The following is a 21,677-nucleotide window of genomic DNA, read 5'->3' on the forward strand; positions in this document are numbered from 1 at the left end:
GGTTAGCAAAAAGTAAGCCTAACCGTCAGTAACTGTTACAGTAAAGCGCATTAAAAAAAGAATGTTATCAATCTTTAAGATGAAAAGTATCGAATTGTGGTGCTAGGTATTCATTTATATTGTTTACGCTTTGAGCGATATTTTGCTATTATCAGGGACTAGGTTGAGAGGGCCTTACTATGATTAAACTAGACAGCAGTTCAAATTCATCATTTTTACAGCAAATTCAACAGAAACAAGATTCTATTCTTGAAAAACTGTCGTCTGGTAAGCGTATCAATAGCGCGGCCGATGGCGCTGCAGCCCAGCAGATTATTGATCGCTTAACCAGTCAAGTTGAAGGCAATCGGCAGTCGATTTCTAATGCTTATGACGGTATTTCTTTGGCTCAGGTGGCTGAAGGTGGCTTGGCTGGAATTAATGAAGATGTTAATAGGATCCGTGAATTGTCTGTGCAAGCAGGCAATGGTTTATTGACTGACGGTGATCGCAAAGCACTACAATCTGAAGTATCTCAGCTGCAGCAAAATATTTCCCAAACGATCAAACAAACAGAGTTTGGTGGCAAGTCGCTTTTAAGCGGTTCTGAAAGTATTAATTTTCAAGTGGGCGCCAATGCAGGTCAAAAAATTGGCGTGCAAACTAACGATGTCGCCTCCGGTTTGAGCGATATTCTTAATGTAGACTTGAGCACAGCGCAGGGCGCGCAAGATGCTTTAGTAGCAGCAGATAGCGCAATTGATTATGTGGGTAATGCGCGCACTGATTTAGGCGCCACGCAAAATCGCTTCGAAAGTGCTGCCAGAAACTTATCACAAGCTGATGTTGATGTATCAGCGGCCCGCAGCCGAATTCAAGATACCGATTATGCGCAAGCCTCTGCGGAACGAGCAAGTAATGACATACTTAGTCAGGCGTCAATTGCCATGCAGAGTAGCGCGAATCAACAAAGAGGGCAGGTGCTTAGCCTATTAAATGGTTAGATTTTGCGATTAAGAGATTATTTTAGAAAGAGCAATTTGTTTGCTCTTTTTTTTATCTTGATTTTTGTCCGAGCGTAACAGAATAATTTGATTTAACTGTCACTTGCTCAGTAATTTGTGTTGCTATCCAGCCTTGAAAAGCTAAAATCATATAAGTTACATTGGCTTACAAGAATAATACGTGGTTGAGGAAGGCATGAGCGACATTTTGATTATTAGTTCCCAAGTAGATCGAGCCAATAATCTATGCACTATTTTAACCTTTCTTGCTGAGTCTTTTGGCAGTATTACATTCGCTGAAAGTATGCAAACCTTGCAGAAAAAACAAGGCTTTAAAGCAGTGTTTATCGATGCCAATGATCTTCAACTTGCCTCTGATATTTGTGAAAAATTCCCTCATTTACCTTTCGTAATGTTTGGACAAGAACTCGACTTAACTACCAAGGGCAATATCGTGGGAGCAATAGGCGAACCTTTTACCTATCCATCGTTAACCCAAGTGCTGCACCGTTGTCAGGAATACAAACGCCACCAACCCAATGCAAAAACCAGCGTTAATAATAAAACCCGTTTATTTAGAAGCTTAGTCGGGCAGAGCCGGCAAATTCAAAATGTGCGTCATTTGATTGAGCAAGTTGCTCCCACTGAGGCAAATGTGCTGATTTTGGGGGAGTCTGGTACCGGCAAGGAAGTAATTGCCCGTAATGTACACTTTTTATCAAATCGAAATGAAAGCACCTTTATCCCTGTGAATTGCGGTGCTATCCCCGGAGAGTTGTTGGAGAGTGAGCTGTTTGGCCACGAAAAAGGCGCTTTTACAGGTGCGGTTAATTCACGTAAAGGACGCTTTGAGCTAGCCGAGGGTGGAACATTATTTTTAGATGAAATTGGTGATATGCCTTTGCAAATGCAAGTTAAGTTGCTCAGGGTCCTCCAAGAAAGAACCTATGAAAGAGTTGGGGGCACCAAACCTATTAAGTGCAATGTCAGAGTGATTGCAGCGACCCATAGAGATTTGGAAATGATGATCGAGCAAGGGCAATTTCGCGAAGATTTATATTACCGCCTGAACGTTTTTCCTATTGAAAGCCCAGCGTTGCGTGAGCGAAAAGAAGATATTCCACTGTTATTACAAGAACTTATTTCACGGCTTGAATCTGAGAATGCGCAAATTAAATTTACTGAGAATGCCTTAACCTCTTTGATGGAACACAATTGGGCAGGGAACGTGCGTGAACTGTCAAATCTGGTAGAACGCTTGATGATTTTATTTCCCAATCAATTGATTGATTTGCATGACTTGCCTCATAAGTACAAACATATTGATGCTGAGGCCTATCAACCCGAATATCCCCAAGAATTGTTGGAACGCGAAGCCATTAATGCGATGTTTCAAGAGTCGGTCAATGCAGAAGAGGATCTAACTACTTTTGACGAATTGGCAGACCCAAGCACGAAAGCCTTACCTTCAGACGGCTTGAATCTCAAAGAATACATTTCAGATTTAGAAGTGAGTTTAATTACTCAAGCTTTAGATCAGCAAGACTGGGTAGTTGCCAGAGCTGCAGAAGTGTTAGGTATGCGACGCACGACTTTAGTGGAAAAAATGCGCAAATATACTATCTGCAAAGACTAATTTTTATCGTTCACTTTCTATCTTATCCTGAATTGCGTCAGTACCTTGACGCTTTTTTTCTGTCTTAAACTATCTAAGTAACTGATTTTAAAAAATATATACCTTGGCATGCCCTGTGCAATAGCTCTGCTGTAACTAATCTGTCTAAGTTTTGACGAGAGGACAATATGGCAAGTAGTGAATTGTTAAAAAATGAACATGTTCAAAGCCCATGTTTGACTTCAAACTCGACCAAAAAAATACTTCAAAAGGCCAACATTGAAGTTGTTGAGCAAGGTATCACTTGCAGTGAGCAAGAAATTGCTAATTTGCGTCAAGAAACGGCGCGACTGAATCATATATTACAAGTCATGCCTGCTGGTGTTGTGGTCATAGATGGTAACGGTCTGGTTAAACAAGCGAATAAGCTCGCTACAGACTTGCTGGGTGAACCGTTAGAAGGTCAACTATGGCGCGTTATTATCCATCGCTCATTTAAACCTCAGGCAGACGATGGGCATGAAGTCTCCTTAATCGATGGTCGTAAAGTGAAACTATCCATTACGCCGCTCGCTAACGAGCCGGGCCAACTTATCGTTTTGACCGATTTAACCGAAACAAGACAACTTCAACAACGGATTGGCCATCTACAAAAACTGTCCTCTCTAGGAAAAATGGTCGCCTCTTTGGCTCATCAGATCCGTACTCCTTTATCTGCAGCTATTTTGTATGCGGCTAATTTATCGAATAATACCTTGAGTAAAGAGTCCCGGGCTTCGTTTGCTGATAAGCTGCAATCTCGATTGCGGGACTTGGAAAATCAAGTCAATGACATGTTGTTGTTTGCTAAAAGTGGCAGTGAACAAGTGGTCAGCCGAATTTCTTTGCAAAGCTTACTGCAAGAGGTACAGCTTGGTGCTGAGGTGATGTTAGGGCGCCAAAATGCCGTATTAAAAGTTAATCTGCCTGACCCAGATATTCACATACTGGGCAATAAAGTGGCCCTTGCAGGGGCGTTACAAAACCTTATCCATAATGCCCTTGGGTTTACTCCGACCAATGCAGTTATTGAGCTTACTGCAAGTCGCGACTTACAAAACATCAGCCGAGTAAACATATCTGTTTCTGACAATGGACCAGGTATTAAAAAAGAACACTTAAAACAAATTTTTGAACCGTTTTTTACTACCCGTACACACGGTACAGGCTTGGGGCTTGCGGTGGTAAAAACAGTGGCACAATCTCATCATGGTAAAATTACGGTGACAAATAATATTGATGGAGGGGCCTGTTTTACCCTGCGCTTACCCATTTTATCAAGCCAGCCTTCACAAATAACGGCAATTCAAAATGCTACTGAATCTACACAACACTTTGCCAATGTAGCGAGGAACTAAAGTATGTCGCAAGCAAAAATTATGATCGTTGAAGACGATGCCGGGCTAAGAGAAGCCTTAGTTGATACCTTACTGTTAGGTGGTTATGACGTTGTTGAAGCCGATAGCGGTGAACAAGCTTTAGTTAAGTTAGGCGAACATGTTGTTGATTTAGTGGTGAGCGACATCCAAATGGGCGATATGAGTGGTTTAACGCTGCTTAAAAATATTAAACACCGCAACGCAACTATGCCCGTGTTATTGATGACGGCGTACGCCACCATCAATGATGCGGTGCAAGCAATGCGCGATGGCGCTACAGATTATTTGTCTAAGCCCTTTGCTCCTGAAGTACTGCTTAATTTAGTGGGACGTTATGCTCCAGCCCATAAAGTTGAGTCTTGTAACCCAATCGTCGGTGATCCATCAAGTGCCCAACTATTAGAGTTGGCCAAAAAAGTAGCACGCTCAGAGGCAAGCGTTATGGTGTTGGGCCCAAGTGGTTCAGGCAAAGAAGTGCTTGCACGATTTATTCATGATCAGTCACCTCGCAGTCAACAGCCTTTTGTTGCGATTAATTGCGCCGCGATCCCAGAAAATATGCTTGAAGCCACTTTGTTTGGTTACGATAAAGGCGCGTTTACAGGCGCTGTACAAGCTTGCCCCGGTAAATTTGAGCAAGCTCAAGGTGGCACTATTTTACTGGATGAAATCAGTGAAATGGATTTGAGTTTGCAAGCAAAATTGCTCAGAGTACTACAAGAAAAAGAAGTTGAGCGCTTGGGTAGTCGTAAAACCATTGCGCTGGATGTCAGAGTGATTGCCACCAGTAACCGGAATTTAAAAAAGACCGTAGACAATGGTGAGTTCAGAGAAGACTTATACTACCGCCTCAATGTATTTCCACTTACCTGGTTACCTCTTGATAAACGAGCGGGCGATATTCTGCCATTGGCCGAGCATTTAATAGAAAGACATTGTCAAAAACAGGGCAGTGCCATTCCTAAACTCAGTGCCGCGGCGCGCAGTAAATTGCTGCAACATGCATGGCCTGGTAATGTGCGTGAGTTAGAAAACGTGATCCAGCGGGCACTAATCTTAGCAGAACCCTCACAAATTGATGCTGGCGATTTAATGATTGAACAAGATCAACCTTTTACCTCGAGTAACAGTCAACTTAGCGTTGAGAAGTTTGAAGATGACAGTAAATTAGGCTCTGAGCTGCGCCAGCAAGAACATCAAATTATTTTAGATACCCTTCAAAGCTGCAAGGGGAGACGGAAAGATGTTGCTGAACGTCTTGGGATTAGCCCACGAACCCTGCGTTACAAACTTGCTAAAATGCGTGAAGTAGGTATTGACCTCCCTGCTTGATAGCGCACATTAGTACGTTTTTCAAAAAAACGATAGCGACCTTTCTGCTATCGTTTTTGCTTATTTGCACCCCACTTAGTGAATAATTGCCTTAACTAAAAAGAGCGTTTCCAAAATCCACATAGCGTGAAATGACGCGCTGCAATAATTCCGCCGAGCTTTATTTGCTTTAAGTCAATTTTATGACGCTGTTTTCATCGTTTTAAATAAGTTTAAGTTATTGATTTTAAATAAATATTGTTATTTTTTGGCTGGCTGTATGTTGGCACTCAGTTTGCTATAACTCTCTATATACAGTTTTTCACATCGTATAGTAAGCGGCGTGATAATCGGAGAAAACCAATGGATATTAAAGCTCAGTCTCTTTACTCAGAATTTCAAAATATGGCGGCGCAAAGCAAAATTGGCTTAGGCGACAGTCTTCCTAATTTGCAGGAAAATCCGTCTTCAGCCAACTTTGCTGACATGCTTGGCAAGGCGATAGATACGGTTAACACCATGCAATTGGAATCAAGAGACAAAACTATGGCATTTGAGATGGGTGATAAAAGCCTTAGTTTAGCTGATGTCATGGTAGCTAAAGAGAAGTCAGGCATTGCTTTTGAGGCCACCGTTCAAGTACGTAACAAAGTGCTTGAAGCTTACAAACAAATCATGAATATGCCGGTGTAGGAGTTAACTCGTGGCTGAAGCAACTGGTACAGAATTAGCGATGAACAATAACATGGGAATGGATTCCTATGGCAATGATCAAATCGTTGAACAAAAGTCTGGATTCATGGATTCGCTTGGTGGCACAGACTTAATGCGACAAGTTGTGTTAATTATTGCCTTGGTGATCTGTTGTACTATCGCGATTGTAGTTTTTTTGTGGGCCAATCAACCTGATTATCGCCCTTTGGCGGCAATGCAAACCCAAGAGCTGGTAGAAACCCTTGATTACTTTGATCAGAACCAAATTGATTATCGTCTTGAGGGCAACACCATTCTTGTAAACAGTGAACAGTATCAAAGCATCAAATTAGGTATGACCCGTCAAGGACTGACCCAAAGTGATACTCAAGGCACTGATATTATTATGCAAGACATGGGTTTTGGTGTCAGTCAGCGGGTCGAAAAAGAGCGTCTAAAACATTCTCGTGAGTTACAAATCGCCAATACCATTGAAGAAATGAGCGGTATTACCCGTGCAAAAGTCTTATTAGCTTTGCCTGTAGAAAATGTGTTTGCAAGGCGTGAAAAGAAAGCCAGTGCTACCGTGGTGGTCACACCTCGTCGCGGCACCGCGATTACCAGTGAAGAAGTGAATGCCATCGTAGATATTGTGTCATCAGCCGTACAAGGTATGGAGCCACAGCGCGTTACGGTCACAGACAGTAATGGCAGGTTGCTAAATTCAGGATCGCAAGATGCCGACTCAGCTCGTTCACGTAAAGAATATGAATTAGAAAAGCAGCGCGAAAGCGAATACTTATCCAAAATAGATTCAATTTTAATTCCGGTTTTAGGGCTCGGTAATTATACCGCGCAAGCTGATGTATCAATGGATTTTACGGCTGTTGAGCAAACGCAGCGCAGTTACAATCCAGATTTACCGGCAATTCGCAGCGAAATGACGATGGAAGACAATAGTATCGGTGGAGTCATTGCAGGTATACCGGGGGCGTTAACCAATCAACCGCCGCTAGATGCTAACATTCCAGAGCGAGCGACAGGCAGTAATTCTCAACAAACGGCGCCAGGTAGAAATCTTAAAGAAGCCACTCGCAATTATGAACTTGATACCACGGTAAGCCATACCAAACAGCAAACTGGGGTTATTCGCCGTTTAAGCGTCTCGGTCGCCCTTGATTATGTTGCTACAACTGCAGCCGATGGTACCGTAACCACCGCACCTCGTGCACAGGCAGAGCTACTTGATATTCGTCGTTTATTACAAGGCGGTATTGGCTTTGATGTCACTCGTGGGGATTCACTGGAAGTGGTGAGCATTCCGTTTAGTCGTCAAGATGAGTATGTGCCAATCGAGCTACCGTTTTGGCAAGATCCTGAAAACCTGCCGCTTGCTAAGCTTATTGCTGCGTTAATTGTAGGCATCATCTTGGTTCTGTTTGTCCTGCGTCCTATGGTTATGAAACTGATTTACCCAGATGATATTAAATCTAAAGATGAATATGACGCAGACGAAGCACTGGACTTGGGTGACGAAAGTATCAGTATGCTGGCTCAAGAGTTTGATGAGTCTCAAGTGGGCTTCGCTCCGGATGGAACCTTTAGATTACCTGATTTACATAAAGACGAAGATTTACTCCGTGCAGTGCGGGCCTTGGTGGCCAATGAGCCAGAGTTATCGTCGCAAGTGGTTAAAAATTGGTTGTTACATGATGAATAGCAAGATCAAGGCTATGAATAAAGACTTAAAGGTCGCATTATCTGCAAATAGTATTTCAGTAGGAGTTGCTCATGGCTGATGAAAATCCAGCGGAAAGTTCTGGTTACGATATTAGTAAACTAGAAGGTGTTGATAAGGCTGCTATTTTATTATTGAGCTTAACTGAGGATGATGCTGCCCAAATTTTAAAACATTTGGAGCCAAAACAAGTTCAGCGGCTCGGCCAAGCCATGGCTCAAATTGACGATATGACGCAGTCTAAGATCACGGCCGTGCATCGTCATTTTATCGAAGAGATTCAAAACTACAGTACCATTGGTTTCCAAAGCCATGACTTTGTTAAGCGTGCGCTTACCTCCGCCTTGGGTGAAGACAAGGCCGCTAATTTAATTGACCAAATTTTGATGGGTAGCGGTGCGAAAGGTCTGGATTCTCTTAAATGGATGGATTCAAAACAAGTGGCTAGCATCATTCGTAATGAACACCCACAGATTCAAACCATTGTTATGTCTTATTTAGATGCCGAGCAATCTGCCGAGATCTTAAGCCAGTTCCCTGAAAAAGTACGACTTGATTTAATGATGCGCGTGGCTAATTTGGAAGAAGTCCAACCAGCGGCATTACAAGAATTAAACGAAATCATGGAGAAACAATTTGCCGGTCAAGCGGGTACTCAAGCGGCCAAAATGGGCGGCTTAAAATCTGCTGCAGACATCATGAACTACCTCGACACCAATATTGAAGGGCAGTTAATGGATGCTATCCGTGAACAAGATGAAGAGATGAGTCAGCAGATACAAGACCTCATGTTTGTCTTTGATAACTTAGCTGATGTTGACGACCGCGCAATTCAAGCGATTCTGCGTGAAGTCCAACAAGATTCCTTACTTAAAGCCATCAAAGGTGCAGACGAAGAGCTGCGTAATAAGATCAGTAAAAATATGTCTAAACGCGCCGCTGAAATGCTCATGGATGATTTGGAAGCAATGGGACCTGTTCGAATTAGTGAAGTTGAGACCGCCCAGAAAGAAATTTTGTCTGTCGCTCGGCGCTTAGCCGATGCGGGTGAAATCATGTTAGGCGGCGGTGGTGGTGATGAGTTCTTGTAAGCCCAACCCTGCCAACCTAGGCGAGTACCATTATGTCTGAAGAGCCAAAAGAAGGGGTGAAGTCTTGGGATTTGCCTTACATTGAACAACGTCCAGATCACAACGATGCAAATAAAACCAATGTCTTTAACCGCCGTAATGACTGGAAATATGAACCACCCGAGGAAGAGGAAGAGATCCTTCCTCCTACCGCTGAAGAAATCGAAGCCATTCGTGCTGCGGCTCATACTGACGGTTTCGAACAAGGTAAGCAAGAAGGCCATGAAAAAGGTCTACAAGATGGTCTTAAGCAAGGCTACGAAGAGGGGTTTGCGAAAGGACTCGAGGAAGGCAATCAGCAAGGTTTAGCCGCGGCGCAAGAAGAGGTTTCGACGCATATTACTGCTCTAGCTGATATCGTTGAGCGCTTGCAAAAACCAGTGAGTAAAGTTGAAAAAGTACTTGAGAAGGAAGTCGTCCTTTTGGCCGTAAGTTTGGCGCGGGCGGTCATACGAGCCGAGGTAAAAACAAATGAAAATTTAATTTTTCAGGCATTGAGTGAAGGCTTAAAAGTACTGCCTATTCAAGAAGTAAAATATCAAATTCATTTACATCCGCAAGATCTTGCTTTGGTGACTAACCATTTTAGTCAGGAAGAAATCGAAAAACATCACTGGAATTTTGTCGAAAATCCAGAATTTAATCGCGGTGGATGTGAGGTTATTACTGAATCGAATGCCGTAGATATCACCATCGATCGGCGTGTGCGAGATGTGCTTGACCGCTTTTTACTAGAACAAGGTTTACATACCATCAGCACTGACGCCAGTGATGACGTATTATGAGCAGCGCGCTTCTAAACAAAATAAAGCAGTTGCAAGAGCAAGTGCCGCAAGCCCCCATTATCGCGGCCGGTAAACTAGTTAGAGGCATTGGCCTGACGTTGGAAGCTGTAGGTTGCCAAATGCCTGTTGGAAGTCAGTGCCTGATCCAAACCATTGACGGTGAAATAGAAGCGGAAGTGGTTGGCTTTGCAGGCAATATCACTTACTTGATGCCAACTACTGCCGTTAAAGGCATTGTGCCAGGTTCTCGCGTACAACCCCTTAATCGAGAGCAAGGACTTGCCGTTGGCATGAGTTTGCTAGGACGAGTGGTTGATGGGAATGGTCAACCTCTTGACGGTCTAGGGCCGATCAAAGCTGAAAAACGTGTTCCTTTGACACGCCCGCCAATGAATCCTTTGTTACGCAAACCTATTAGGCAACCATTGGATGTTGGTGTTAGAGCGATTAATTCGCTGATAACCGTCGGCTCAGGCCAGCGCATGGGCTTGTTTGCTGGCAGTGGCGTAGGTAAAAGCGTGCTATTGGGAATGATGACCCGAGGAACGTCGGCCGATGTGGTTGTGGTTGGCCTGGTGGGTGAAAGAGGACGAGAAGTAAAAGAATTTATTGACGATATACTCGGCGAAGAAGAGCGCAAAAAAGCAGTTGTGGTTGCAGCTCCTGCCGATACCTCACCCTTGATGCGCTTAAAAGGCTGCGAAACGGCAGTTACTATTGCCGAGTATTTTCGAGACAGAGGCTTGAACGTATTGCTTTTGGTGGATTCTTTGACTCGATACGCCATGGCTCAACGTGAAATCGCCCTTGCCGTCGGTGAACCACCTGCTACAAAGGGTTATCCTCCGTCGGTTTTTGCTCGCTTACCAGCCTTAGTTGAACGGGCGGGTAATGGCGCTGAACATCAAGGCTCGATAACCGCTTTTTATACCGTGCTTACTGAGGGCGATGATTTACAAGATCCTATTGCTGACGCCGCTCGGGCCATTCTTGATGGTCATATTGTATTGTCGCGTAGTATCGCTGATGCAGGTCACTACCCAGCCATCGATATTGAAGCTTCTATCAGCCGTGTTATGCCGATGGTGGTGTCACAAGAACATGTGCAACAAGCTCGGCGTATCAAGCAGGTCTATTCTACTTACCAACGTAACCGAGATTTGATCAGTATTGGCGCTTACACCAGAGGCACTGATCCGCGAATAGATTTGGCCATTAACGCTGAGCCTGCAATTAATGCTTTTTTACAGCAAGGTATGCACAACATTATTCCTTTTGAAGAGTCTGCAAACGCAATGAAAAGTCTGAGTTCCGGACTGGGTAAAGGCTAAAACGTTGAGGCAAACAAGGTGATAATTCAATGTCCATAGCGCAATTAGAGATGGTTGCTGAGCTGGAAAGCAATAAGGAGCAGAAATGTCTTCGCGACTTCCAGTTAGCTCAGCAACACGTGCAAAACAATAAACACAAGTTAACAGGCCTTGAACAATATCGTCTCGACTATTTGCGTCAGGCTCAGGCTAAAGCTAAACAAGGCATGGCCGCCACAAGTTATGGCCAGCATCAGCAGTTTATTGGAAAGTTAGATAAAGCCTGTGAACAACAAACTAAAGTGGTGAGCAACGCTCTGCTAGTGGCCGAGCAAAGGCGACAGCAATGGTTAAACCAGCAAAAAAAACGTAAAGCAGTAGAAATGTTACTGGCCAAACAGCGCAAAGCGATTGATTTTAAAATGGCCAAACAAGAGCAGCACATGCTGGATGAATTAGCCCTACAACGCTTTGTTCGCAAAGAACCCAGCTACAAGTTTTAAGCAACTCGCACCTTTGGAACAGACTTTGCTATTACCTAAGCATTGCAGCCCTAATGACTGTTTCAACTGGCTAAAGAGGTTAACATGCACATGTTTTATCGCCAATTGGCATTAAAATATTCTCAAAATACAACTCGATCTATAGGTTTATCTCAATTAAATCAGGGAGTTGTCTTACTATGATGCAAACTATTGCCTCTTCTAAATCTGAGCTTGCCGCTTTTGCCGCCCTGTCTGATCCCAGCGAAGCCAGCGTAAGCTCTACCTTTGAACAGATATTTCAGCAGCAGAGTAAGCAACAGACTGCGCCTTCTTCACCGCAAAAAACAAGCGCCAAGTCATCTGAGCAAACAACGGTACCAGTATTAAATAACTCAGCCAAAGCATCAGATGTGAAACCTGAGCCAAATTCTGAAGACTCGTTAATCGTAAGTGATTCTAAAAGCGCTGAAGAGCTCACCACATCGCCAAAGAATCAAGACCCCGCGCAAGATTTGCTTGAAAGTACACAGCCGACAAAAACTAAATCTGTGTTCAACGGACAAGAGGAGCAAGTTGTTAATGACGAGCAAGCGGAAGATTGGGTGGAGCTTGTTTATCAATTGCAGTTATTGAATATTGATGAGCAAAGTCAAGAAGTGGCGCCACGCCCAGAACAGGCAGTAGTGAATGAGGGGGAGGAGCTAACTGATGTACTATCGTTCATTGATACATTAGCTAACGCCCCTCGTTTTCAAGAAGCTTTATTGAAAGCTGGTTTCAGCTCGCTAGATGATTTTAAACAGCAAGTGAGCGGATTAATAGACAAACCCAACTCGGCGTTAACCAAGCTGTTAAACGATATCCAAGCTAGCCCTGAGATAGTTGAGTTAGTCTCATACCACAATGGCGACAAAGTTAATCAGAAGATTGAAGCTAACACGGTCGACACTAACATTGAGTTATTTGCGAATAACGTCTTACGACTCATGCAACAAGACCAATTAAGTGGCAGTGAAATTAAACAAATTCAGCAGGCTCTCAATGACAGTGTGAACAAAAATAATGTCATAAGCCCCGAGTTGCTATCGCTTGTGCAGTCAAAGCTAGCGGCTACGAGTCAAGATGTAAGTCAGCAAAAGGACACTCTTGCGAGTGAGCTTCCTCAGACTGAACTTGATGCTCTGAGTCAGTTGCTAACTAAATTCACACAAAATGAGAAGTCGCGTGGTGTAAAAGGTGAAATCAAATCACAAATCGACTTCCCATTGAACGAGTTAGCAGCAAAACCACAGCAATCGCCCTTTTCAGCAATGGTTAGGCAAGAGTCCAATGTGTTTGATGAATTCGTTATGTTAGTAGTTAGAGAAGCCGGTAATTCAGAGACAGGTGATAAAACCGCACCTAAAACGAGCGAAAAAATAGACCTTACCCTGCCGGTAGCGACGGGAGCAGAAAAAAGCCAGTCAAATAAGCTTACTAGCGATTCTGACCTTAAAGCTTTATTAGCTCTACCTACTGAAAAAATTGATGAAGCATTAGTGAATATTGCCCAGCGAGTGGCCGCTATTTTAGCCGATGAAGTAAAAGCCAAAGGAGCAAATTTAGACCTTGGTAAAGCGAGTAGTGACGCTGCTTTGCCTAATACCAATAGCAAAGATATTTTGGCTGCTTTAAAGGCTGGTGTCAGCGAGTTTAAACAACAACTAGCCGACGGCCGCCAGCCTGGTATTGATCTGAACGCACTGGTGAGCCAAGCAATATCTCAATCCGGTGATAGCGAATTATCAGCTAACGCGGCTAAAAGTATTGAACAGTCTTTATTGGGACTTAGCCAAGCTCTTAGCTTGGCTAGCCAGCTTGATGAAAGTGCGCAACGTCAGCAGGCGTTAGCGGCAGTTGACGTCAGTTTCGACAAGTTATTGACGCAATCTGAACAGATAAAAGTGCATAGCGCGAGTCAATTTGAAAGCAAACTGGATAAGGCCATTAACTTGGCTAAACCTGAAGCACATCAGCAGCTTGCAGAAAAAGTGCGCTGGATGGTGAATACCAACAATCTGATAGCAGAAATCCGTTTAGATCCGGCTGAGTTAGGTTCGATGCAGGTGAAAGTCTCGCTCTCATCAGATTCCGCTTCAGTTAATTTTGTCGTGCAGTCGCAGCAAACCCGAGATGCCCTTGAAAGCGCTACCCCGAGACTAAGGGAAATGTTGGCTGATAAGGGTATTGAACTGGGGCAATCATCAGTGCGCCAAGAAAGCCAAGCTAAACAAGATAATCAAGGCCAGTCGCAGCAGCAGACGAAGGCTGATCAGGGGGTAGCCGCTAATGATGGTTTAACCGATGATGCTGCGCTTATGTCACGACCTAACGTTAATCAGAGTCAGGTTTCTGGAGGCATAGACTACTTCGTTTAATCCTTTATTTTATTGGCTATTTACTTGTGATTTTAATTGGCAGGTAGATAATAACGCTACATGTTACAGATCTTGAGAAAGCGATGGCTGAAGAAGAATTAAAAATGGAAGAGGGCGGTAAGAAAAAAAAGCTGATAATCATTATTATTGCAGCTGTTGTTTTACTTGCCGGAGGCGGTGCTGCTGCTTATTTTTTACTGGGTGATTCGGAAGAAGTTACCACTGAAGTGGTCGAAGGTGAAGCTGAAAGTACAGAGGAAGCGACTGCCAGTGCGCCATCGCAAAGTGGATCGGCACTTTATGTTGCGATGCCACGACCATTTGTTTTTAATGTGCCTGGTTCCACCCGGGATCGTTTGGTTGAGATAAAAGTGCAGTTAATGCTGCGAGGTTATGACAACGAAGAACAAATTAAAATGCATATTCCATCCATCGAAGGTGCATTATTGAGAGTGTTTAGTACCGCCAATGCTGATGATTTAGTGACCGAAGCGGGGAAAATAGCGATTCGCGATAGCGCACTAAAAGAAGTACAGAAAAAGATGCAGGAAATCACCGGCAAGCAACTCGTGGAAGAAGTGTTGTTCACGGGTTTCGTCATGCAATAGCAATTAGTTAGCAAGAGAGAACTACATTGAGTGATTTATTATCCCAAGACGAAATTGACGCCTTATTACACGGTGTTGACGATGTTGAAGAAGAAGATACCAGTGGACGTGATTCTGACGGCTCACTACTAGAATACGACTTTTCTTCACAGGACAGGATAGTGCGTGGGCGCATGCCCACCTTGGAGATAGTAAACGAACGTTTTGCAAGGCATATGCGGGTAAGTTTGTTCAATATGATGCGACGCTCTGCAGAAGTCTCGATTAACGGCATCCAGATGATTAAGTTTGGTGAATATATTCACACATTGTTTGTACCAACAAGTTTAAATATGGTGCGCTTTAGACCTTTAAAAGGGACTGGACTTATCACCATGGAAGCGCGTTTAGTCTTCATTTTAGTTGATAACTTTTTTGGTGGTGATGGCCGTTATCACGCCAAGATAGAAGGTCGTGAATTCACTCCCACTGAGCGGCGTATTATTCAAATGTTATTAAAATTAATTTTTGAAGATTACAAAGAAGCATGGGCTCCGGTGATGGATGTGTCTTTTGAATATTTAGATTCTGAAGTTAACCCGGCCATGGCAAACATTGTCAACCCTACAGAAGTGGTGGTTATTAGCTCTTTTCATATTGAGCTTGACGGTGGCGGTGGTGACTTCCATGTTTCCTTGCCGTATTCGATGCTTGAGCCTATCCGTGAGCTACTTGATGCCGGTGTGCAAAGTGATAAGGAGGACACTGATCTTAGATGGAGTAAAGCCCTACGTGATGAAATCATGGATGTCAAAGTAGAGCTTTCAACTCACATGTTAGATGTTGAGTTGTCTTTAAGAGAAATCATGGAATTTAAACCGGGTGACATTATACCGATTGAGATGCCTGAGCATATTACCGTGTTAATCGAAGACTTACCGACGTTCAGAGCGAAACTAGGCCGTTCAAGAGAATATATAGCGTTGAAGATTACTGACAAAATTCCGCGTCCGACTTCTGTTAAGTCGGAATTGCAATTATTAACCAAAGGCGGTCGCAGAATAGATAGCGATGCTGAATTACAAACCCTTGAATTAGATTTGTAATCAATAGGAGTAGATTTTATGAGTGGTGATGACGAGTTAGACGATTGGGCAGCGGCCATGGCCGAACAAGCTGACGAAGAAGCAAAAGATGGTATTCCTCGTGTGGCTGAGTTTGATGAATTCGATGAAGATCGCGAGATTACCCCTGCCGAAAAGCGCAAACTGGATACGATTTTAGATATCCCGGTTACGATATCGATGGAGGTCGGTAGAAGTAACATCAGTATTCGTAATTTATTACAGCTTAACCAAGGTTCAGTTGTTGAATTAGAGCGGGTTGCTGGAGAGCCATTAGATGTTTTAGTAAATGGCACGTTGATTGCTCATGGAGAAGTAGTAGTAGTTAACGATAAATTCGGTATTCGCCTAACAGATGTTATTAGTCAATTGGAAAGAATCAAAAAACTCAGGTAGTAAATTACCTTTAAATTCATGGGCTTGGATTGCACTAAGCCCTTTATTTTTACTTTCTTTTAGTGCCCAAAGTGAGCCTCAATCACTATCAAATTCTACTTCAGTAGTGTCAATTTTCCTCTCTTTACTCTTGGTTATCGCAGTTGTTTTTATGCTGGCCTTTCTGATGCGTCGGTTTAATGTCACTCACGCGGGTTCATCTCAGTTAAAAGTTGTTGCGTCAATGATGGCTGGAACTCGTGAGCGTGTGATGGTGATTGAAGTAGGCGACGAGCAACATCTTATTGGCGTTACCGCGCACAATATTAATCATTTAGCCAAGTTATCTCAGCCATTAGCTGAATCTAAGCCCCTCGCTGGCGATAACTTCAAAGACAAGTTAGCTATGTTTATGGCAGGCAAAATAAATCCCAGCCAGCAGCAAGATAAAGTGTCAACAAAAGGGCGTAATGATGAATAAACTAAGTTGGTTCATGCTGGTCTTGCTGTTATCCCTGTGCAGCACGTCTGTATTTGCAGGGCCGGGTATTCCCGCATTGACCGTGACTGATAACGCCACTGGTGGACAAGACTATACCATGACCTTGCAAGTTCTGGCGATAATGACGTCTTTAAGTCTATTACCTGCCTTTGTCATGATGATGACCTCGTTTACTCGTATCATTATTGTATTGTCAATATTACGTCAAGCCATCGGTCTACAGCAGGCACCATCAAACCAAATTCTCATTGGCGTCAGCTTGTTTTTGTCGATGTTTATTATGGCGCCGGTTTTTGAAAAGATTAATGAAACAGCGCTGCAGCCATACCTGAATGAAGAAATTACCTCTCTTGAGGCTTATGAACTGGGTAAGCAGCCTTTGCGAGCCTTTATGTTGGCCCAAACACGGGTAAAAGATTTAGAGACTTTCGTTCAAATAGGAGGAATGGAAGGGCAGTTTCAAGATCCACAAGATGTACCCATGAATGTTTTGATCCCTGCCTTTGTAACCAGTGAATTAAAAACCGCGTTTCAAATTGGTTTTATGTTGTTTATTCCCTTCCTTATTCTCGACTTGGTGGTTGCCTCGATATTGATGGCGATGGGTATGATGATGTTATCGCCGATGATTGTTTCATTGCCTTTTAAGTTAATGTTGTTTGTTTTGGTCGACGGTTGGAATTTGATATTTGGTAGTTTAGCTAACAGTTTCGGAATGGGGTAATTAGATGAGTCCTGAGGTCTTTGTCGAGATTTTAAAAGAAGCGCTGCAGATGGTTATTTTATTGGTATCTGCCATCATCCTACCCAGTTTATTTGTGGGTTTGATTGTCGCAGTTTTCCAAGCTGCAACATCCATTAACGAACAAACCATGAGCTTTTTACCTCGTTTAATCGTGACTTTGCTCGCGCTGAGTTGGGGGGGACATTGGTTAGTGCAAAAATTAATGGATTTTACCTTTACAATGGTTGAACGCATCCCTGAGGTAGTGGGTTAAGCTCTTATGGAAGTCGCATCTGGCACCATCATGCAGTACCTGACGGATTTGTTGCTGCCGTTTATGCGCATATCAGGCATGTTTGCTGCGATGGTTGGGCTTAGTGCTAAGTCAGTACCGACCATGACTAAAGCGCTATTAACCTTATTTTTAACTATGTTGGTGATGCCTTTAGTTCCCCCTATTTCTATCGGTGAACTCTTTTCAGTGGGAACGTTTCTACTGGTTATTCAACAGCTCATTATTGGTATTGCGATCGGGTTTATATCAAATATGGTGCTCAATACCTTCGTTTTAGCCGGGCAAATCGTGGCCTTACAAACCGGTCTAGGTTTTGCGTCGATGGTTGACCCCGTGAATGGCATAAACGTACCTGCCGTTGGTCAATTTTATCTTATTTTGGCCACCTTAATTTTTTGGGCCTTAGATGGTCATTTGGCCATGATCCGGATGATTGTACTGAGTTTTGAGGCCTTACCCATAGGTGAGGCCTGGTTGACCGGCGAGCAATTTCGCGAAATCGCCCACTGGGCAAGCTGGATGTTTATTTCAGCGATAACTATTTCTTTAGCACCTATTATCTCGCTGCTAATCGTTAATTTAGCCTTTGGCATTATGACTAAAGCTGCACCGCAGCTTAACGTATTCAGTCTTGGTTTTTCAATTGCTCAGATCATGGGTTTATTCATTATTTGGTTGACCTTAGACAATTTAACCCACCACTTTGAAGTGCTGTGGGACCGCGCTCAGTTGTTGATGTGTCAACTGCTGCAAGTGTGTCAGTAAAGGGGGTAAGCGATGGCTGATGAGAGTGATAAAACCGAAGACCCCACGGGTAAAAAGGTTGATGACTCCCGAAAAAAGGGACAGATAGCTCGTTCAAAGGAGCTTTCTACTGCCTTGGTCTTGGTCGGCAGTGCTGCTTGTCTTATGCTAATGAGTTCAAGTATCGCTGAAGCAATGTTTAACATTACTCAGCGCACGTTTACTTTGTCTCGAGATGAAACCTATGACTATAACCATATGTTTCAGGCGTGGGGACAAGCCATTGAAACCATCGCATCTCCGGTATTGTTGTTTATGTTTGTAGTGGCCGCTGCCGGTATTTATGGCAGCATTGCCCTTGGCGGATACAACTTTACTTGGGAGTCAGCATCGCCAAAAGCCAGTAAAATTAACCCTTTGGCTGGTCTCAAACGCATGTTTGGAATGAATGGTTTGGTGGAACTGCTCAAGGCCTTAGCAAAATTTTTTATTGTTGCCGCTATGGCTTATGCCGCCATGGTGTTTTTTCATGACGAAGCTCTGCATATTGACATGGAGCTTTACCCGATGAATTTATTTCATGCCATGGACATGGTTCAGTGGAGCTTTTTGATCATGTGTTGTGCGTTGATCCCAATTGCTATTTTTGATGTGCCTTATCAAGCATGGAAGCACAATAAAGAAATGAAAATGTCTAAACAGGAAGTGAAAGACGAACGTAAAAATTCTGATGGTGATCCACAAGTAAAAAGTCGGATAAGACGATTACAATATCAGTCTGCTGCCAGACGCATGATGCAAGAAGTTCCTCACGCTGATGTGGTTGTGACAAACCCAACACATTATTCTATCGCGTTAAAATATGATCAGAATGGAACTAAAGCGCCTGTTGTGGTTGCCAAAGGGGTGGATGAATTAGCTATGCATATCCGAAAAATTGCTAATGCCCATGAAGTTCCCATTATCGAGTCCCCCATGTTAGCCCGAGCAATCTACTACTCAACTGAAGCTGAACAGCCCATTCCTGACAAATTATTTATGGCAGTAGCACAAGTACTTGCTTATGTTTATCAGTTAAAGGCCTATAAAAAAGGCAAGGGTAAACGGCCTAAACCACTTCGTAAAGATTTGCCTATCCCAGCTGAGCTCAGAAGGTAAACAGGCACAAAGGCTGTGTCGAAAAACGAACCAACTCAAGCCCCTCGCTCTTGAGCAGAAAATTCGAGGGTATTGTTTATTAAGTCAGCAAGTAACGTATCTCACCTTAAAATTGGCTTACTAGTTGCAGTGAGACTATCAATCGCCATCAAGTGTCAAACTTTCGTTCATGGAACTAGCCAGCTATTTTAATCAGTTCGACAAGAAGCAAATCAAAAATGTTGCTTCTGGTTTAGGTGCGCCTATTGTTCTTTTGGCCATCATGGGCATGGTTATCTTGCCCATGCCGGCCTTTCTCCTTGATGTGCTGTTTAGCTTTAATATTGCTCTTTCTCTGGTCGTCATTTTAGTGGCAATGTTCACTAAAAAACCGGTGGATTTTGGTATTTTCCCACTGGTACTGTTGATTGCCACCGTTTTGCGTCTTGCCTTAAATGTTGCCTCAACCCGGATCGTATTGCTTGAAGGTCATGAGGGCGCTGATTCTGCTGGTAAAGTGATACAAGCTTTTGGTGAAGTGGTCATTGGCGGAAACTTTGCAGTAGGTATCGTGGTATTTGCCATCCTTTTGATCATTAACTTTAAAGTGGTTACCGCTGGAGCGGGTCGTATATCTGAGGTTAGTGCTCGCTTTACTCTGGATGCAATGCCAGGAAAACAAATGGCCATTGATGCTGACTTAAATGCTGGGTTTATTGATCAAGACGAAGCCCGTAAGCGCCGCATTGAAATTACCAGCGAAGCCGATTTCTACGGTTCAATGGATGGTGCGTCAAAATTTGTTAAAGGGGATGCCGTCGCAGGTTTGTTTATTATGTTAATTAACATTGTAGGAGGCTTGTTTATTGGCATGATCCAACATGACCTGAGCTTTGGTGAAGCCATTGAAATATATACTTTGCTGACCATTGGTGACGGACTGGTAGCGCAAATTCCCTCGCTGTTATTATCAATCGCGACAGCCATCATTGTTACCCGTGAAAATGATTCTCAAGACATGGGCAAAGAGTTGACTAAGCAGCTCGGTAATCAACAAGCTCTGTATATTACTTCGGGTATTTTGTTTGTAATGGGCATTGTACCTGGTATGCCCCATGTGGCGTTTTTAGGTTTTAGTGCCGTAGTAGGGGGCTATGCCTATTATGGCTATTGGCGCAGTAAACAAGTAGATGAAGAGCCCCAAGTTAGCAGTAACTTCCCAGAGCAGAGTCGTCAGCCCGCTGAGATAAAAGAATTGGGTTGGGATGATGTGCAACAAGTCGACACTATTGGTTTAGAAGTTGGTTACCGTTTAATCCCCTTGGTAGATAAAGCCCAAGGCGGCGAATTATTGACACGAATTAAAGGTGTGCGCAAAAAGCTTTCTCAAGAATTGGGTTTTCTTATCCCCCCAGTGCACATTCGCGATAATTTAGATTTAAACCCAAATAGTTACACTATTTCGATGCTGGGCGTAACGGTGGGTGAGGCTGAATTAAGTCACGATGATGAATTAGCCATCAATCCTGGTCAAGTGTTTGGCAAATTAGAGGGTAAAGCGACAAAAGATCCCGCCTTTGGTTTGGACGCAGTTTGGATAAAAGCAAGTCAAAGAGAGCACGCACAAACCCTCGGTTATACGGTGGTGGATGCGGCTACAGTCGTAGCGACTCACCTCAGTCAATTACTGACTAACAACGCTTATCAGCTATTGGGCTATGAAGAAGTTCAGCAATTACTCGATTTGTTGGCAAAAAACAGTCCTAAATTAGTCGAAGGCTTAGTCCCTGATATTTTGCCACTTGGTACCGTGGTGAAAATACTTCAAACCTTGTTATCAGAAGGTGTGCCGATTAGAGATATGCGCAGCATAGTGCAAACTCTCTGCGAATATGGACCGAAAAGCCATGATCCAGATGTGCTTGTATCAGCGGTTCGTATTTCGTTAAAACGACTCATTGTTCAGCAAATTAATGGCGGATCCAATGAGATCCCTGTCATTACCTTGGCACCAGAATTGGAACAGATGTTGCACCAGTCACTTCAAGCTGGTGGCGCTGATGGTGCCGGTATAGAGCCTGGTTTAGCAGAACGTTTGCAAACCTCTTTGGGTGACGCATCCCAGCAGCAAGAATTGGCCGGGGAACCTGCGGTGCTGTTAACCTCTGGCATGCTCAGACCCGTGCTATCCAAGTTTTTAAAGCATTCAGTAAGTGGATTACATGTATTGTCATATCAGGAAATTCCAGATGACAAACAAATTAAAATAGTCAGTGCCGTTGGAAAATAGTTATTGTGCTATCT

The 21,677-nt window shown here is 43.5% G+C and carries 20 protein-coding genes; all 20 read left to right on the forward strand.

What is annotated here, in order from left to right; genetic code table 11:
* Positions 1–179 precede the first annotated feature (179 nt).
* The 20 genes from ACEN2L_RS08225 (at position 180) to flhA (ending at position 21,663) form a co-directional block, all read left to right on the forward strand.
* A complete protein-coding gene (locus tag ACEN2L_RS08225) occupies positions 180–983 on the forward strand; it encodes a flagellin N-terminal helical domain-containing protein (protein ID WP_441743148.1) in 804 nt (267 codons plus the stop codon).
* A gap of 196 nt (positions 984–1,179) precedes the next feature.
* Positions 1,180–2,619, forward strand: coding sequence for a sigma-54 dependent transcriptional regulator (locus tag ACEN2L_RS08230; protein WP_441743150.1), 1,440 nt, complete (start codon positions 1,180–1,182; stop codon positions 2,617–2,619).
* Between the two features lie 167 nt (positions 2,620–2,786).
* A complete protein-coding gene (locus ACEN2L_RS08235) occupies positions 2,787–3,995 on the forward strand; it encodes a sensor histidine kinase (protein WP_441743152.1) in 1,209 nt (402 codons plus the stop codon).
* Between the two features lie 3 nt (positions 3,996–3,998).
* Positions 3,999–5,348, forward strand: coding sequence for a sigma-54-dependent transcriptional regulator (locus ACEN2L_RS08240; RefSeq protein ID WP_306022890.1), 1,350 nt, complete (start codon positions 3,999–4,001; stop codon positions 5,346–5,348).
* A 342-nt stretch (positions 5,349–5,690) separates the two neighbouring features.
* Positions 5,691–6,020, forward strand: a complete 330-nt coding sequence (gene fliE, locus ACEN2L_RS08245; protein ID WP_441743154.1) for a flagellar hook-basal body complex protein FliE — start codon at positions 5,691–5,693, stop codon at positions 6,018–6,020.
* A 10-nt stretch (positions 6,021–6,030) separates the two neighbouring features.
* Positions 6,031–7,740, forward strand: coding sequence for a flagellar basal-body MS-ring/collar protein FliF (gene fliF, locus ACEN2L_RS08250; protein ID WP_306022892.1), 1,710 nt, complete (start codon positions 6,031–6,033; stop codon positions 7,738–7,740).
* A 71-nt stretch (positions 7,741–7,811) separates the two neighbouring features.
* Positions 7,812–8,849: a flagellar motor switch protein FliG gene (fliG, locus tag ACEN2L_RS08255; protein ID WP_306022893.1), complete on the forward strand. Its 1,038-nt coding sequence runs from the start codon at positions 7,812–7,814 to the stop codon at positions 8,847–8,849.
* A gap of 32 nt (positions 8,850–8,881) precedes the next feature.
* Entirely contained in the window at positions 8,882–9,673 is a 792-nt protein-coding gene (gene fliH / locus ACEN2L_RS08260; protein WP_441743156.1) for a flagellar assembly protein FliH, read from the forward strand.
* Entirely contained in the window at positions 9,670–11,004 is a 1,335-nt protein-coding gene (gene fliI, locus ACEN2L_RS08265) for a flagellar protein export ATPase FliI (protein ID WP_306022895.1), read from the forward strand. Before fliH ends, fliI begins: the two co-directional genes overlap by 4 nt.
* A 29-nt stretch (positions 11,005–11,033) precedes the next feature.
* Entirely contained in the window at positions 11,034–11,486 is a 453-nt protein-coding gene (fliJ, locus tag ACEN2L_RS08270; RefSeq protein WP_306022896.1) for a flagellar export protein FliJ, read from the forward strand.
* A gap of 179 nt (positions 11,487–11,665) precedes the next feature.
* Complete coding sequence (locus ACEN2L_RS08275; RefSeq protein WP_441743159.1) at positions 11,666–13,885, forward strand: flagellar hook-length control protein FliK; 2,220 nt, start codon at positions 11,666–11,668, stop codon at positions 13,883–13,885.
* 83 nt (positions 13,886–13,968) lie between these two features.
* Complete coding sequence (gene fliL, locus ACEN2L_RS08280; RefSeq protein ID WP_441743161.1) at positions 13,969–14,493, forward strand: flagellar basal body-associated protein FliL; 525 nt, start codon at positions 13,969–13,971, stop codon at positions 14,491–14,493.
* Between the two features lie 26 nt (positions 14,494–14,519).
* Positions 14,520–15,578, forward strand: a complete 1,059-nt coding sequence (gene fliM / locus ACEN2L_RS08285; protein ID WP_441743162.1) for a flagellar motor switch protein FliM — start codon at positions 14,520–14,522, stop codon at positions 15,576–15,578.
* 18 nt (positions 15,579–15,596) lie between these two features.
* Entirely contained in the window at positions 15,597–15,992 is a 396-nt protein-coding gene (gene fliN / locus ACEN2L_RS08290) for a flagellar motor switch protein FliN (protein ID WP_306023902.1), read from the forward strand.
* Positions 15,952–16,452 carry a flagellar biosynthetic protein FliO gene (fliO, locus tag ACEN2L_RS08295; protein WP_306023901.1) on the forward strand — a complete coding sequence of 167 codons (501 nt, stop codon included), beginning with the start codon at positions 15,952–15,954 and terminating at the stop codon, positions 16,450–16,452. The genes fliN and fliO overlap by 41 nt, the downstream gene beginning before the upstream one ends.
* The gene (gene fliP / locus ACEN2L_RS08300) at positions 16,442–17,197 is read left to right on the forward strand and encodes a flagellar type III secretion system pore protein FliP (RefSeq protein ID WP_441743164.1); all 756 of its coding nucleotides are present in this window, start codon (positions 16,442–16,444) and stop codon (positions 17,195–17,197) included. The genes fliO and fliP overlap by 11 nt, the downstream gene beginning before the upstream one ends.
* 4 nt (positions 17,198–17,201) lie before the next feature.
* Complete coding sequence (gene fliQ / locus ACEN2L_RS08305) at positions 17,202–17,471, forward strand: flagellar biosynthesis protein FliQ (RefSeq protein WP_306023899.1); 270 nt, start codon at positions 17,202–17,204, stop codon at positions 17,469–17,471.
* A 6-nt stretch (positions 17,472–17,477) separates the two neighbouring features.
* Entirely contained in the window at positions 17,478–18,257 is a 780-nt protein-coding gene (gene fliR, locus ACEN2L_RS08310; RefSeq protein ID WP_306023898.1) for a flagellar biosynthetic protein FliR, read from the forward strand.
* A gap of 12 nt (positions 18,258–18,269) precedes the next feature.
* A complete protein-coding gene (gene flhB / locus ACEN2L_RS08315) occupies positions 18,270–19,394 on the forward strand; it encodes a flagellar biosynthesis protein FlhB (RefSeq protein WP_441743166.1) in 1,125 nt (374 codons plus the stop codon).
* Between the two features lie 169 nt (positions 19,395–19,563).
* Entirely contained in the window at positions 19,564–21,663 is a 2,100-nt protein-coding gene (gene flhA / locus ACEN2L_RS08320) for a flagellar biosynthesis protein FlhA (RefSeq protein WP_306023896.1), read from the forward strand.
* Positions 21,664–21,677: the final 14 nt, after the last annotated feature.

It is taken from the genome of Flavobacterium sp. W21_SRS_FM6 (assembly GCF_052119645.1).
Lineage (GTDB): Bacteria > Pseudomonadota > Gammaproteobacteria > Enterobacterales > Alteromonadaceae > Paraglaciecola.